Here is a 12,800-nt window from a genome sequence, read left to right as displayed (position 1 = left end):
CGATCTCCATCGATACGTGGAAGGATCGCCGTTATGGCTGCCGAGTCCTCAGCCGACGACCGGGCCGCCGTCGTACGCACTGCCCTGGACTACTTCGAGGGATGGTTCGACGGCGACGCCGCACGCATCGAGAGCGCGCTGCACCCCGAGCTGGCCAAGCGGTCGCTCGGCCAGGATTCCTCCGACCCCGAACAGCTGGCAACGCTCACGGCACCGCAGATGATCGAGGCCACGGCACGCGGCGAGGGCCGGCGCGAAGACCCGGGCGACCGTCGCATCGAGGTCGAGGTCGAGCACCTGTACGGCACGATCGCGAACGCGACCGTCCGCTCGGCCGTCTACGTCGAGTACCTCCAGCTCGTGCACACACGCCACGGCTGGAAGATCGTGAATGCCTTGTGGGCCTACACGACGCCCAGCCAGGACCAATAGCCAGCTCGACCAGCGCTACGCCAGAGCAGGACGCGGCTGGAGCATCAGCATGACGCGTCCCACTCCATGCTGTGAGGTGTCGTGTGCCACCTGACGCCTGACGATTCCGTGCCAGCCGATGCACAGCATCTCCGCCTAGGAGACTGAGAGGTGGCGGCGCGCAGGCCCGGATCTACCGAGTCTGCCGGTTCTCAGATGAAGCGCCACGGATCATGCTCGACCCCGCCGCGGACAACACCGACGTCATCGCGCTCCCTGCGCACGAAGGGCCCGGCAAGCTGACCGCCGCTACCAACTGGGTCCCGCTCGAGAGCCCGGCCGGCGGCGCGTACTTCGGCAAACTCGACGTGGCCTGAACGACACTCGATCCGTCAGCGGTCGGGTGGCGTGCACGAGGTACGCCGGGCAAGCGGCTCGCGGTCCACCGCGCGGTCGCACGCGAAAATCCGGTGACGTCGATGGTCATCCTCGCAATAATCGCCGACGTGGATGAGGTCCAGGTCGTCGTTGCCCATAGCGAGCGCGCGACTCTGCGGGTCGGTGACGTGTTCCTGAAGGTCGACGCTGATCAGTCCAACATCGACGTCGAGGTCGAGGCGATGGCTTTGGCGCCGATCCCGACTCCGGAGGTCCTGTGGCGGAAGCCGCCGGTACTCGCGCTCGCCGCCGTCCCAGGGACCGCACTCGGTCGCCTCGGCGAGCCGTCGACCGCGTCGTCGGCGGCGTGGGCCGCGGCGGGTGCCGCCGTACGGATGCTGCACGACGCACCGCTGCCACCGTGGTCCGGTGGGAACGTCGACGAGATCGCAGCGCACCTCGACGCCGAATGCGAGTGGCTCATCAAGAGCGGCACCCTTCCCGCCGACTTGGTCACCCGCAACCGCCAGGTTGCCGAGGCCGCGCTCCGGCCGTGGACACCGGTGTTCACGCACGGGGACCTGCAGATCACCCACGTCTTCGTCGACGGTGACAAGGTCACCGGCGTGATCGACTGGTCCGAGGCGAGCCAGGGCGACGCGATGTTCGACCTTGCCATCCTGACGCTCGGACATGAGGAGCGCCTCGACGACCTCCTCGCCGGCTACGGCACCGACGTCGACCTCGACGTGATCCGCGGATGGTGGTCGTTGCGAAGCCTTGGAGCGTCCCGCTGGCTGGTCGAGCACGGCTTCGACCCATCCTCCCCAGGCTGCGAGTTCGACGTACTGAGATCCCGCATGTAAGACATCCGGTCATGGGGCAATGAAACAAGCAGCCGATATGCGCGTGCTGTTGAGGGAGCTGGGAGACCTTTCGCTACGAAGCCGACGTCGGGCGCTACCGGCTACTTCGTGCGGCGATTGCGTGCAGGCCGTCGACGAGTGGGACGGTCGGGCGGCCGATCAGTCTGCCCAGGTCGCCGGTCGCGTCCGCGGACACGCCTGCCGAGACGTCGGCGTCGAGTTGGACGAGGAAGCTGATGGTTTCCTCGTCGAGCCCGGTGGAGCGCAGCGCTTCGGCGTGCTCGGCCGAGGACATGTCCTGGTAGATGACGTGCTTGCCACTGACCTGTGCGATGGCCGCGGCCAGATCCGGGTAGCTCCAGGCGGTGTCACCGGCCAGTTCGTAGGCCACGTTGTCGTGGCCCTCGGTGCTGAGCACGACCGCGGCCGCTTCGGCGTAGTCGAGGTGATCGGCGCTGGCGACCCGGCCGTCGTGGACGCTGCCGATCAGCACCCCTGTCGTGGGTGCCGACGTCAGGTACGGCACGTAGTTCTCGTGGTACGAGTTCATTCGCAGCATCGTGTAGGTCAGGCCGGACTCACGGATCAGCTGCTCGGTGGCCTTGTGCTCGGTGACGATGAACGTCGGACTGGTGTCCGCGTGCGGCGCACTGGTGTAGACGAGCCGCGAGACGCCGGCTTGTGATGCGGCGCGGATCACGTTCTCGTGCTGGATCATCCGCTTGCCGAACTCGTTGCCGGAGATCAGCAGCGCGATGTCGATCCCCACGAGCGCGGCGTCTACTGCCTCGCGGTCGTCGTGGTCGGCGATCCGGACCTGTACGGACTTCTCCGCCAGCGCGGCCGCCTTGGCGGGATCTCTGGCGATCGCCACGACGCGCTCGGCCGGAACCCGGGCGAGCAACTGATCGATCACCAAGGTACCGAGCGTGCCGGTCGCGCCGGTGACGGCGATGAGGTCGGACATGACGAGTTCCTCCCGGAGTGTGCGTGGCAGGCGACGACCGCAGCAATTTTCGTTCGTACTACGAACCATATTAGTTCGTAGTACGAACCGCAACCCTTCGGGTGAAGATCCCGATATCAGGCTTGACGTTCGTCCAGTTCCATGAACACCACCGGGACCTCGTTGTCCACGACGACGCGGCCCAGCAGGCCGGCGAGCGTCTCACGCTCCGCCGCACTGAGACCGTCCGGCAGGCGGTCGATCCGCCGGCACGTCTCGGCGTAGAACTCTTCCGCGACGTCCTCTCCGCGCGGGGTGAGCGCGACCCGGACGGCCCTGGTGTCCCGCGGATCCGGCTCGCGCCGGACCAGGCCGTTGCGCACGGTCCGGTCGACGAGTCCGGTCATGCTCGACTTCGCCAGCCCGAGCATCGCGCCCAGTTCGCCCATTCCGTACGGCTGTGCCATCAGTACGCAGAGCAGTTGCCCCTGCTGCGGGGTCAGGCCACGCTCGCGACTCGCCTCGGCATACACCGCATTCACCAAGAATGCCGACCGGACAAGCCCAGCCACCACGCCGATACGCCCGTCATCATTCTTCGCCACCCGGCCAAGATACCAGCGGCGCCACCAACAGTTCGTGACACGAATCATCCCGGGCGGCGTGGATCAGCCGGCCCGCACCTGCCGGCGCCTTGGGATCGTTTGTGCGGGAGGGCATGAAGGTGGCTTTCGGGAGGGAGGACTGGGTGGGTAGGGTGAATCGTCATGACCACCGGGCGGACTGGCCAGCGCGCGGATGCGGCTGCCCAGAAGCGACGCGGTGGGCGGCACAGCCGGAAGAAGTCGCACAAGGTGCAGTGGTTCTCGGTGACCGCGCTGGCGGTGCTGGGGACAGTGATGGTGGCGCATCCGGACGCGACCAACCGGCGGAGTCTGGCGGCCGAAGTGGTGGCCGGGGTTGCCGCGTCGGCGACCGAGGCGCCGTTCACGACGCCGACACCGAAGCCGGTGGCGACGCCGACGCAGAAGTTCACCACGCCGTTGCGCCCGGCACCGACGCTGACCCGGCCGCCGAAGGGCTCGAAGCCGAACTACTCGGTCTCCACCGGCAAGCTCGCCGTCGTCCCGGGGCTCAACAAGGCCACCGGCATCCGCGACAAGCTGACCTACCGGGTCGAGATCGAGCAGGGCCTGTCGGTCAACGGCGACGCGGTCGCGGCGGCCATTCACAAGACACTGACCGACGCGCGCGGCTGGCAGGCGATCCACCCGGTCAACTTCGAGCGGACCGACAAGGTCGACGCCGACCTGCGCATCATCCTGGCCACGCCGACGCTGACCGACAAGCTGTGCCTGCCGCTCGACACCGGCGGTGAGGTCTCCTGCCGGGTCGAGGACCGCGTCGTGCTGAACGCGAAGCGCTGGATGTACGCGGTCCCGGCGTACTCGGGGAACGTCGCCCTCTACCGCAGCTACCTGGTCAACCACGAGGTCGGGCACGCACTCGGCCACGGCCACTCCACCTGCACCAAGGCGAAGACCCCCGCGCCGGTGATGATGCAGCAGACCAAGGGCCTCGGCGGCTGCCTCCCGAACGCCTGGCCGACGATCAAGGCGACCTGAGCGAAGCCCTCGTTCGTGAGAAGCTGAGTCCGAGGGGAGGGAGCAGCGATGTCGTCACAGGATTTCCCGACGTACGGCCGCGACGAGCAACCGGAGCAGCCGACCGAGGAGCAGCACTACGCCCCGCCTGCTCCGTACGGCGGCAGCTCCTACGGCTCCACGCCGCACGGCCAGCCCCATCCGGGCGGCTACGCCCAGCCCCAGCCCTACGGCACCCCACCGGGCCAGTACGGCGCGCCACCTCAAGCCCCGCCGCACGGACCACCTCAAGGACCACCCGGCGCGTACACCCAGCCGCCCAACTACCGTCCCGGCGCCCCGTACGGCACCGCCGCTCACCCGCAGCAACACGAGCTCCCGCAGTACGGTCGGGAACAACCCGTCGCACCGCGTGACCCCCGCGCGGCCCGCGTCGTACTGATCGCCGCGATCATCGCCGCCGTCTACGGCCTGCTGGTGCTCTCGGTCCAGCGGGTCGCCCTGCGCGAGATCTCCCAGGCACCCGGTTCGGCGCTGAACCACCCGCTCCGCACGGATGTCATCGACACGATCGGCCAGTTGCTGCTGCTCCTGGTCGGTGCGGCCGCGATCGCGATGTGGGCGCGCGACGTACTGGCCCGTCGCAAGGTCGGGCGTGAGCTCGACCCGATCGAGGTCGGCGGCCTGTTGCTGGTCGGGGTGGCGTTGGTGCCGATCGTGATCTGGGCGGTGATGGTCCTGTCGACCGGCATGGGCGCCATCGACGACTCGATCGATCGACTGCCCACGGCGTACGGCTGGGGCGGGATCGGCCTGCTGATCCTCTCCGTCGGCTTCTTCCTCGGGTACCGCGAGCTGAAGCCGCCCGTCGGCAACCCGGTCGTCCAGGCCGCGCCGGCCCGCGCGCCCTGGGAGTGAGCATTCCGATCGTCCTGGTCCCGGGCCTCGGCCTCGGGCCGCGCTCGTACGCGCCCACGGTCGAACACCTCACCACGCCGTACCGGATCGTCACGTTGCCCGGGTACGGCGAACCCGCCGAGCCCGGCGACGACCTCCGTCCACAAGCTCTGGGTACGGCGGTCGCGGACAAGATCCGGGAGCGGTCGGTCCTGGTCGGGCACTCGGCCGGCTGCCAGATCGTCGTGGAGACCGCGGTCGCCTACCCCGAACTCGTCCACGCGCTCGTCCTCATCGCCCCGACCGGAGATGTCCGCGCGTCGAGCTGGCTGGACCTCGCGGCCCGCTGGGTGGGCTCGGCCGTCCCGGAGTCCCCGCGTCTGATCCCGGCCCTCGCCCCGCAATACGCGCGGACCACGTTCTCCACGATCGCCCGGGCGGCGGAAGCGGCCAGACACCACGATCTGGCTGGGATCATCAGCCGGGTGCGGGCGCCGGTGGTGATCGTGCGTTGCCGGCACGACCACCTGTCGCCGGCCGAATGGATGGACCGGCTGGCCGAGCTCACTCACGGTGAGGCGCGGACCCTAGCGACCGGCTCCCATATGCCGGTGCTGACCAACGGTCCCGAGGTCGCCGCGCTCATCCAGCGGGCAGTGGCTGCGCCGGGTCCGGCCTGAAGCGCTATCGTTGACGCAGTAACAAACCTCTGCGGGAGCTCGCACCACGCGCGGGCTGAGAGGGCGACGCCGGGTCGCCGACCGCCTGAACCTGACCGGGTAATGCCGGCGTAGGGAGCGGGTCCAACCATGACCAATACCGCTGTTCGTCCTGCCGACCACACCGAGGCGCCGCTCGTCCTCACCACGGATGCGCCGCGCACTCTCGGCTTCCTCGACCAGTTCACCCTCTGGGGGAACCTCGGTATCTCACTGTTCGGCCCGGTCACCGGTGCGCTGGTCGCGGCGTACACGGGTTCGCTGGCACAAGGCCTGCTCGCGGTCGTGGTCGGCTGCGGGATCGGTGCGCTGGTGCTCGGCGGCGCGGCCGTGTTCGGTTCGCACACCGGAGCGCCGGCGATGGCGTGTCTGCGCGGACTGTTCGGCCGGCGCGGCTCGATGGCGCCGACGGTCCTGAACATCGCGCAGAACGTCGGCTGGGCGACGATGGAGATCATCGTCATCTCCTCGGCCGCGGTCGCGGTGACGAGTGAGCGGTGGCGCTGGCTGTTCGTCGTACTGGCCGGTGTGCTCGCGACGGCGATGGCGGTCCGGCCGCTCGGCAGTGTGAAACTGCTGCGGAAGTTCATGGTCTGGCTGGTGCTGATCGCGTCGGTCTATCTGTTCGTGCAGGTGCTCAGCAAGCCGGTGCAGGACCTGCCGCAGGACAGCGTCTTCGGCTTCTGGCCGGCCGTCGACCTGGCCGCCGCGGGCGTCGTGTCGTTCGCGCCGCTGGCCGCCGACTACACCCGGCACTCGCGCACCAACAAGGCCGCCTTCGCCGGATCGGCCCTCGGCTACGGCATCGCGGCGATCGCGTACTACGCACTCGGTGTGTTCGCGGTCGCGACGCTGCAGACCAACAGCACGGACGTGATCACCGCACTCGTCACGTTGCCGGCCGGCGCGATCGCACTGTTCGTGCTGCTGGTGGACGAGGTCGACGAGGCGTACGCGAACGTGTACTCGACCACGATGGCCGCGCACAACCTGATCGGTCATGTCGACCGGCGCTGGATCTCGATCGCCATCGGCGTGATCGCCACCGGTCTCGCGCTGGTGGTTGACCTGGGCAACTACACCCAGTTCCTCTACCTGATCGGCTCGGTCTTCGTCCCGCTGTTCGCGGTCGCGATCGCCGACTTCTTCGTGGTCAGCAAGATGAACTGGGACGTCTCCGGTACGGCGCGCTTCCGCTGGCAACCGGCCGTCGCCTGGCTGATCGGTTTCGTCGCCTACCAGCTGGTCAACCCGGGCACGGTGTCGGGCTGGTCCCCGTTCTGGCTCGACCTCCAGCAGCGCATCTTCGGCCACCAGCCCGTCCCCGGCTGGCTCGGCGCGACGTACACGTCCATCATCGTCTCGATGCTGGCCGCGATAATCCTCGGCCGGATCGGTCGCCGACCGCTGGACAACTGACCCGGAGTAACCGGGATACTTGCGCAATGCTGAACTCCGCACTGCGCAGCCGGGCCGAGTACGCGGAACTCGGGGCCGATGGGCTGGCCGCGCGTACCACGCCCGAGCGGGACGCGGCGATCGTGAAGGCCGTCGAGGAGCTCCTGGGCGGCCGTGAGTCGGTGCTCGACCTCTGCTGCGGGTACGGCCGGGTGGCGCTGCCGCTGCGCCGGGCCGGGAAGGTCGTGCGCGCGCTGGACATCTCGCCGAACCTGATCGAGGCCGGTAAGGCGAAGGCGGACGAGGAGGAGCTGTCGATCGACTGGGCGATCGGCTCGATGACCGACCTGCCGTACAAGTGGGACTCGTTCGACGCGGTGATCTGCCTGTGGACCGCGTTCCACGAACTGTTCGCCGAGGACGAGCAGATCTCCACGATCTGCGAGATCTCCCGGGTGCTGAAGCCGGGCGGCGTGGCGATCATCGAGGGCCCGGTCTGGGGCCCGGCGACGGCGGCCGAGATCGCCAACGGCATGCGCCAGGGGCCGGAGCACCGGATCGTCACGACTGAGCAGTTCGGCACCAGCAGCGTGCACTTCATCCACGACGAGATCAGCTACGGCCGGCTCTGCGCGGCCGCCGGCATCGAGGACTACAAGGTCTACAAGCGCGAGTGGGGCGGCCGCCGTCGCCTCATCCTGGAGATCCACGCACCCGCGGCAAGCTAGCCCTTCGGGGTGAGAAACCTTTGCAGTACGGCGGCCAAACCGTCAGGGTCGGCCAACATCGGCAGGTGACCGGTCTGGAGGGACTGGATCGAGGTGGCGCCCAGGGTCGCGGCGTAGGTGGCTTGCAGAGCGGGCGGCAGCTCCTTGTCGTTGGTGGTCTGGACGTAACCGCGCAGCGCCGGGAACTGGCGATCGCCGACCGGGTCGCGGTAGAGCTGCTGCGACTCGGGGCTGAACTCCTTCACGATCCGCGCCGCCTGCTCGTCGTCCAGGTCGCTGGCCAGGCCGGACCGGATCGCCTTGGCCGGCGGACGGGTGCCGGCGAGTCGCATGATCGCGCTGACGATGAGCTTGTTGGGAAACGGCAGGGCGCCGACGAACGACTGCCCCGGCGCGGGGATCGAGGCCGCGACACCGAGGAATCCCTGGACCCGATCCGGTGCTTCGGCAACGAGCTGACTGCCGATCACGCCGCCGATCGAGTGCGCCACCACGATGAACCGCTCCGGAGCCTCGGCGAGCACCTTGCCGGCGTAGTCGCGCAGCGATCCGGTGCCCGGGTACGCCGCGACAGAGGTCGCCTGGCCGGCCGGGAGTGCGGCGCGGACGTCGTCCCAGATCCAGGCCGGCAGCCCGGCTCCGCTGAGGAACAGCAATGGTGAAGTCATCGGCCCAACCTACCGGAATCTCGGGTCGATCCCTGACGGGTCAGATTCTTGACCTGAAAGCATTTCCGGAAAATCCCCACCGGCCCGGATCCCTTGCAGGCAAGGGGAAACAAGAAGCAGATCCCCACTCCACACTGGGGATCTGCTCCTTTGTCTGTTCAGTGTAAAACCATTCTCGCGGCGGCGGGAAAACTCAGCTTTTCGATTCAAGATTCAGCAGGAATCGCTTCGCTTCCAGCCCGCCGGCGTACCCGGTGAGCGCTCCGCTCGAGCCGATCACCCGGTGGCACGGCAACACCACGCAGACCGGGTTCGCGCCGAGCGCCGTACCGACGGCCCGGGCCGCCTTGGGCTTGTGGATCTCCCCGGCCAGTCGCCCGTACGTCGTCGTACGGCCATAGCTCGTGTGGGCCGGGAGGTCGGTCAGGACGAGTCGCTGGAACGGGGTGGCCAGGGCGAGATCCACGTCCAGTTCGAACTCGTGCCGTCGACCGGCAAGGTACTCGTCCAGTTGCCGTCGTACGTCGTCCAGCGCCCGGGGCTGGCGTAGTACGCGCGGGGACACGGCCTTGGCGAGGCGGTTGGTGATGCTCTCCTCGTCGCCGAACGAGCTGGCCACGACGCGGCCGTTCGCGACCGCGAGCAGCAGGGTGCCGATCGGGGTGTCGTGCAGGGTGTAGGCGACGTCGGCGGTCGGGAAGACCGGTGGCTTGAGGTCTGGTGCGGTGAGCCGGGCCAGCCGGCTCTCGAGGTCATTCATAGGTGTACTCCGAGTTTGGTGCGCAAGGCCGCGAGCGCGTCGCTGACAAGTCGTCGCGACGCGGCAGGCGTGGTGTCCAGAGCGGCGGCCACACCGTGGTGGTCGAGGTCGCCGACGTATTTGAGCGTGATGGCGAAGCGTTGGCGTTCAGGTAGCTCGTTGACGGCTTGCCAGAGATCCGGGTCCGGCCAGTTGGCGGCGTCGGGGCCGTCGACCGCGATCGGTGGAGCTTCGTCGAGCGGGCTCTGTGGTCTGCGGGCCCGATGTACGTCGGTCGCGCATCGGGCTGTGATAGTCAGGAGCCAGCTGCGGAGGTTCTTCGCCGAGGTGAGGTTGGGGTAGGCGGCGAAGGCCTTCTCCCAGGCGCGCTGGGCCACGTCGTCGCCGTCCACCGGCCCGGCCAGCGCCCGCGCCAGCCGCGCCACGTCCCGCCAGTGCGCGTCGACGAGCGCCTGGAAGGGCGGCAGCAAGACCTTCTCCGGAGCCATCACGTCAGTAGAACGCACGCACGCCCAGCTGTGTGAGGGCAACCCGGCGGCGTGTCGTTCCAGCCAGCGGTCATTTTCGGACGGGTGTCCCAGATTCCGAGATTGTCTAGTTATTGAGTCGACATTGATGAGAGAGTCGTTGACATGACGACGACCTTGCTCACCCGCCGTCGCGTCATCGATCTCCTGCGGACGGCGAGCGCCACCTGTCGGTGACGGCTGCGCCGCTTCGCGTTGCCCCGGCGGACTTCCGCCGTACGAGGCCTGTCTGAGACCGCCTCCACACCCCCGCCCGGTTGTGGCGCTGCCTGCTGCCCACCTCCGGTCGTCCCTGCCCCCGTTCCGAGGGAGAGACATGTCAGTCCATGCGATCAACCCGTCCGATCGTCCGTCCCTTTCCGTCGTTCCAGACCGCCTGGAAGTCGTTCCCGACCGGCTGGAGGAGCGGACCGTCGACGCCGACGTCTACCGGTCCGTCTTCCGTCGCCACGCCGCCGGTGTCGTGGTGATCACGGCGGACGCCGGCCACGGCCCGGCCGGGTTCACCGCCACCTCACTGGTCTCGGTCAGCCTGCTGCCGCCACTGGTCTCGTTCGCGATCGCCACCAGCGCGTCCAGCTGGCCGACCGTCAGTAAGGTCGACAGCCTGGTGATCAACTTCCTGTCCGCCGACCAGCAGGGCATCGCCGGCCGGTTCGCCACCAGTGGCATCGACCGGTTCGCCGAACCGACCCTCTGGTCGAGGCTGCGCACCGGTGAGCCGGTCCTCGACGAGGCGCCGAGCTTCCTGCGCGCCCAGGTCGAGCACCGCTTCGCCGTCGGCGACCACTATCTGGTCGTCGCCCGCCTCACCACCCACTCCGAGCGACGTGAGCACGAGCCGTTGCTGTACCACGACGGCCGCTACGCCACCGCCACTCCGAACCCGAAAGCACAACATGTCTAGGACCCGCACGTACGCCGTAATCGCCGCAGCACTCGCCACCGTCGCCCTGGTGGCCGGCTGTGGCGGCGACGCAGAGGCCGGCGGCAGCGGCGCCGCCAAGCTCGCTCTCGACGCCCCGCTGCCCACCACCGTTCCGGACGGCGTGAAGATCGTCGTCGGCGATCCCACCACGCAGAAGGCGCTGGAGCTGTCCGGCCAGATCGACAAGGTGTCGAAGTTCGTCCAGTTCGCCAACCTCAGCGGCGGCCCGCAGACCACCGAGGCGTTCCGGGCCAAGGCACTCGACGTCGGCTCGGTCGCGGAGATCCCGCCGATCCACGCGACCTGGACCGGCCTGCACGTGAAGATCGTCGCCTCCAAGTTCCGGCAGGACGCGCTGAACCACCCGATCTACGAGCTCGGCATCGCGCCGGGTACGACGGTCAAGACGCTGGCGGACCTGCGCGGCAAGAAGATCGCCTACAGCCCGGGGCAGGCGCAGGGCGCGCTGATCCTCAAGGTGCTGAAGAAGGCCGGGCTGACCAAGGAGGACGTCAAGCTGGTCGAGCTGCCCAGCACCGGTGACGTCTACTCGCAGGCGCTGGCCGGCAAGCAGGTCGAGGTCGCGCCGATCGGCGGCGTCCAGATCAAGCGGTACCTGACGAAGTACGGCAAGGACGGCGCCAGCACGATCGACCACGGTCTGCGCGACGACGCGGGTCACCTCTACGTGGCGACCGAGTCGCTCGAGGACTCGGGTAAGGCCGCCGCGATCCGTGCGTACGTCGCCGCCTGGGGTGTCGCCCAGGAGTGGATCGACAAGCACCCCAAGGAATGGATCGCGGGGTACTACGTGAAGGACCAGGGCCTCACCGAGGCGGACGGTCAGTGGCTGGTCGAGAACGCCGGTCACCCGGACATCAGCGCCGACTGGAGTGACGCGATCCAGCGTCAGCAGGAGACGATCGAGTTGCTCGCCAAGGAGACCGGTAACCCGGTGATCCAGGCGAAGGACCTCTACGACCTGCGCTTCCAGACCGTCGCATCCGACGCGATCAAGGGAGCCGCCAAATGAGCGCCACCACTCTGCCCGGCCTGCGCACCCAGCAGGCCGCCGGGAGGCCAGTCGTCCGACGTCGCCGGCTCGGACCGGGCAAGCCGATCAAGTTCGGCGCCGTACTCGGACCTGTGCTGCTGCTGGTGATCTGGAGCATCGGGTCGGCCACCGGCTGGCTCGACCCGCGGGTGCTGTCGGCGCCCTGGACCGTGGTCACCACGGCCGGCGACCTGATCGCCGACGGCCGGCTGCAGTCGAACCTGTGGACCTCCACCCAGCGGGCCTTCATCGGACTCGGACTCGGCATCGTGCTGGGCGTCGTGCTCGCGCTGATCTCCGGTCTGTCCCGGATCGGCGAGGCGGTCCTGGACGGGCCGATCCAGATCAAGCGGGCGATCCCGTCCCTCGCGCTGCTGCCGCTGCTGATCCTGTGGCTCGGCATCGGTGAGTCGATGAAGATCGTCACCATCCTGCTCGGGGTGTTCGTACCGATCTACATCCACACCCACAACGGCCTGCGCACCATCGACGCGCGGTACGTCGAGCTGGCCCAGACCGTCGGGCTGTCGCAGTGGGACTTCATCCGCCGGGTGGTCCTGCCGGGTGCACTGCCCGGATTCCTGCTCGGCCTGCGGTTCGCCGTCACCGGCGCCTGGCTCTCGCTGGTCGTCGTCGAGCAGATCAACTCCACCAGCGGTATCGGCTACATGATGGAACTGGCCCGGACCTACGGGCAGACCGACATCATCATCGTCGGCCTGGTCCTGTACGGCGTACTGGGCCTGCTCTCCGACGGCGCCGTCCGCCTGATTCAGAGGAGGGCCCTCTCATGGCGCCGCACGTTGGACTCCTGACTGTGCTTTTGGCCGGGCCTTCGGCGCCGGCAGGGTCATGGGGCCTTGGCTCCCGGCCTTCCCCCGTCACTCCAGTCGCTTCGCTCCCTCCGCTCCTCAGT

Annotated in this window: 16 protein-coding genes and 1 riboswitch; of the genes, 11 read left to right on the top strand and 5 right to left on the bottom strand. The window is 68.5% G+C overall.

Annotated elements, in window-relative coordinates; genetic code table 11:
* Window positions 1–33: 33 nt before the first annotated feature.
* The 3 genes from ACGFIF_RS40165 (at window position 34) to ACGFIF_RS40155 (ending at window position 1,655) form a co-directional block, all read left to right on the top strand.
* Entirely contained in the window at window positions 34–432 is a 399-nt protein-coding gene (locus ACGFIF_RS40165; RefSeq protein ID WP_393162368.1) for a nuclear transport factor 2 family protein, read from the top strand.
* A 143-nt stretch (window positions 433–575) separates the two neighbouring features.
* Window positions 576–788 (top strand): DUF4331 family protein, encoded by a 213-nt coding sequence (locus ACGFIF_RS40160; RefSeq protein ID WP_393162521.1) that lies wholly within the window; start codon window positions 576–578, stop codon window positions 786–788.
* A 129-nt stretch (window positions 789–917) separates the two neighbouring features.
* A complete protein-coding gene (locus ACGFIF_RS40155; RefSeq protein WP_393162366.1) occupies window positions 918–1,655 on the top strand; it encodes a phosphotransferase family protein in 738 nt (245 codons plus the stop codon).
* 94 nt (window positions 1,656–1,749) lie between these two features.
* Here the strand turns inward: ACGFIF_RS40155 and ACGFIF_RS40150 are convergent, their stop codons facing one another.
* A complete protein-coding gene (locus tag ACGFIF_RS40150; RefSeq protein WP_393162364.1) occupies window positions 1,750–2,622 on the bottom strand; it encodes an SDR family oxidoreductase in 873 nt (290 codons plus the stop codon).
* 116 nt (window positions 2,623–2,738) lie between these two features.
* Window positions 2,739–3,206: a MarR family winged helix-turn-helix transcriptional regulator gene (locus tag ACGFIF_RS40145; RefSeq protein WP_393162362.1), complete on the bottom strand. Its 468-nt coding sequence runs from the start codon at window positions 3,204–3,206 to the stop codon at window positions 2,739–2,741.
* A gap of 162 nt (window positions 3,207–3,368) precedes the next feature.
* On the opposite strand from ACGFIF_RS40145, the gene ACGFIF_RS40140 reads away from it, so the two are divergent.
* From ACGFIF_RS40140 to ACGFIF_RS40120, 5 genes are all read left to right on the top strand, one after another.
* Window positions 3,369–4,226, top strand: coding sequence for a DUF3152 domain-containing protein (locus ACGFIF_RS40140; protein WP_393162360.1), 858 nt, complete (start codon window positions 3,369–3,371; stop codon window positions 4,224–4,226).
* Window positions 4,227–4,274: 48 nt separating this feature from the next.
* The gene (locus ACGFIF_RS40135; RefSeq protein ID WP_393162358.1) at window positions 4,275–5,123 is read left to right on the top strand and encodes a hypothetical protein; all 849 of its coding nucleotides are present in this window, start codon (window positions 4,275–4,277) and stop codon (window positions 5,121–5,123) included.
* A complete protein-coding gene (locus ACGFIF_RS40130; RefSeq protein ID WP_393162356.1) occupies window positions 5,120–5,782 on the top strand; it encodes an alpha/beta fold hydrolase in 663 nt (220 codons plus the stop codon). The genes ACGFIF_RS40135 and ACGFIF_RS40130 overlap by 4 nt, the downstream gene beginning before the upstream one ends.
* Before the next feature lie 21 nt (window positions 5,783–5,803).
* Window positions 5,804–5,916: riboswitch (TPP riboswitch) on the top strand.
* Window positions 5,912–7,240 carry a purine-cytosine permease family protein gene (locus tag ACGFIF_RS40125; RefSeq protein ID WP_393162354.1) on the top strand — a complete coding sequence of 443 codons (1,329 nt, stop codon included), beginning with the start codon at window positions 5,912–5,914 and terminating at the stop codon, window positions 7,238–7,240. (Overlaps the previous riboswitch by 5 nt.)
* A 26-nt stretch (window positions 7,241–7,266) precedes the next feature.
* Window positions 7,267–7,947 carry a class I SAM-dependent methyltransferase gene (locus ACGFIF_RS40120; protein WP_393162352.1) on the top strand — a complete coding sequence of 227 codons (681 nt, stop codon included), beginning with the start codon at window positions 7,267–7,269 and terminating at the stop codon, window positions 7,945–7,947.
* On the opposite strand, the gene ACGFIF_RS40115 is transcribed toward ACGFIF_RS40120, so the two are convergent.
* From ACGFIF_RS40115 to ACGFIF_RS40105, 3 genes are all read right to left on the bottom strand, one after another.
* A complete protein-coding gene (locus ACGFIF_RS40115; RefSeq protein WP_393162350.1) occupies window positions 7,944–8,615 on the bottom strand; it encodes an alpha/beta fold hydrolase in 672 nt (223 codons plus the stop codon). The two genes, ACGFIF_RS40120 and ACGFIF_RS40115, sit on opposite strands and share 4 nt — an antisense overlap.
* 193 nt (window positions 8,616–8,808) lie before the next feature.
* On the bottom strand, window positions 8,809–9,375 hold the full coding sequence (locus ACGFIF_RS40110; protein WP_393162348.1) for a methylated-DNA--[protein]-cysteine S-methyltransferase: 567 nt from the start codon (window positions 9,373–9,375) through the stop codon (window positions 8,809–8,811).
* Complete coding sequence (locus ACGFIF_RS40105) at window positions 9,372–9,863, bottom strand: RNA polymerase sigma factor (protein WP_393162346.1); 492 nt, start codon at window positions 9,861–9,863, stop codon at window positions 9,372–9,374. Before ACGFIF_RS40105 ends, ACGFIF_RS40110 begins: the two co-directional genes overlap by 4 nt.
* Window positions 9,864–10,218: 355 nt before the next feature.
* Between ACGFIF_RS40105 and ACGFIF_RS40100 the strand changes: the two genes are divergently transcribed.
* The 3 genes from ACGFIF_RS40100 to ACGFIF_RS40090 are packed head-to-tail and all read left to right on the top strand — an operon-like array spanning window position 10,219 to window position 12,699.
* Complete coding sequence (locus ACGFIF_RS40100) at window positions 10,219–10,809, top strand: flavin reductase family protein (protein ID WP_393162344.1); 591 nt, start codon at window positions 10,219–10,221, stop codon at window positions 10,807–10,809.
* Entirely contained in the window at window positions 10,802–11,863 is a 1,062-nt protein-coding gene (locus tag ACGFIF_RS40095) for an ABC transporter substrate-binding protein (protein ID WP_393162342.1), read from the top strand. Before ACGFIF_RS40100 ends, ACGFIF_RS40095 begins: the two co-directional genes overlap by 8 nt.
* Window positions 11,860–12,699 carry an ABC transporter permease gene (locus tag ACGFIF_RS40090; RefSeq protein ID WP_393162340.1) on the top strand — a complete coding sequence of 280 codons (840 nt, stop codon included), beginning with the start codon at window positions 11,860–11,862 and terminating at the stop codon, window positions 12,697–12,699. The genes ACGFIF_RS40095 and ACGFIF_RS40090 overlap by 4 nt, the downstream gene beginning before the upstream one ends.
* Window positions 12,700–12,800: the final 101 nt, after the last annotated feature.

The sequence above is a fragment of the Kribbella sp. NPDC049174 genome, assembly GCF_043197365.1.
Lineage (GTDB): Bacteria > Actinomycetota > Actinomycetes > Propionibacteriales > Kribbellaceae > Kribbella.
This window is presented reverse-complemented; position numbering and strand designations above follow the sequence as displayed.

What these genes read in the sequence shown, in the direction of transcription:
- ACGFIF_RS40135 (WP_393162358.1), top strand. Translation starts at nt 4,275, where the DNA reads ATGTCGTCACAGGATTTCCCGACGTACGGCCGCGACGAGCAACCGGAG.
- ACGFIF_RS40120 (WP_393162352.1), top strand. Translation starts at nt 7,267, where the DNA reads ATGCTGAACTCCGCACTGCGCAGCCGGGCCGAGTACGCGGAACTCGGG.
- ACGFIF_RS40150 (WP_393162364.1), bottom strand. Translation starts at nt 2,622, where the DNA reads ATGTCCGACCTCATCGCCGTCACCGGCGCGACCGGCACGCTCGGTACC.
- ACGFIF_RS40165 (WP_393162368.1), top strand. Translation starts at nt 34, where the DNA reads ATGGCTGCCGAGTCCTCAGCCGACGACCGGGCCGCCGTCGTACGCACT.
- ACGFIF_RS40125 (WP_393162354.1), top strand. Translation starts at nt 5,912, where the DNA reads ATGACCAATACCGCTGTTCGTCCTGCCGACCACACCGAGGCGCCGCTC.
- ACGFIF_RS40095 (WP_393162342.1), top strand. Translation starts at nt 10,802, where the DNA reads ATGTCTAGGACCCGCACGTACGCCGTAATCGCCGCAGCACTCGCCACC.
- ACGFIF_RS40140 (WP_393162360.1), top strand. Translation starts at nt 3,369, where the DNA reads ATGACCACCGGGCGGACTGGCCAGCGCGCGGATGCGGCTGCCCAGAAG.
- ACGFIF_RS40100 (WP_393162344.1), top strand. Translation starts at nt 10,219, where the DNA reads ATGTCAGTCCATGCGATCAACCCGTCCGATCGTCCGTCCCTTTCCGTC.
- ACGFIF_RS40110 (WP_393162348.1), bottom strand. Translation starts at nt 9,375, where the DNA reads ATGAATGACCTCGAGAGCCGGCTGGCCCGGCTCACCGCACCAGACCTC.
- ACGFIF_RS40090 (WP_393162340.1), top strand. Translation starts at nt 11,860, where the DNA reads ATGAGCGCCACCACTCTGCCCGGCCTGCGCACCCAGCAGGCCGCCGGG.
- ACGFIF_RS40105 (WP_393162346.1), bottom strand. Translation starts at nt 9,863, where the DNA reads ATGGCTCCGGAGAAGGTCTTGCTGCCGCCCTTCCAGGCGCTCGTCGAC.
- ACGFIF_RS40115 (WP_393162350.1), bottom strand. Translation starts at nt 8,615, where the DNA reads ATGACTTCACCATTGCTGTTCCTCAGCGGAGCCGGGCTGCCGGCCTGG.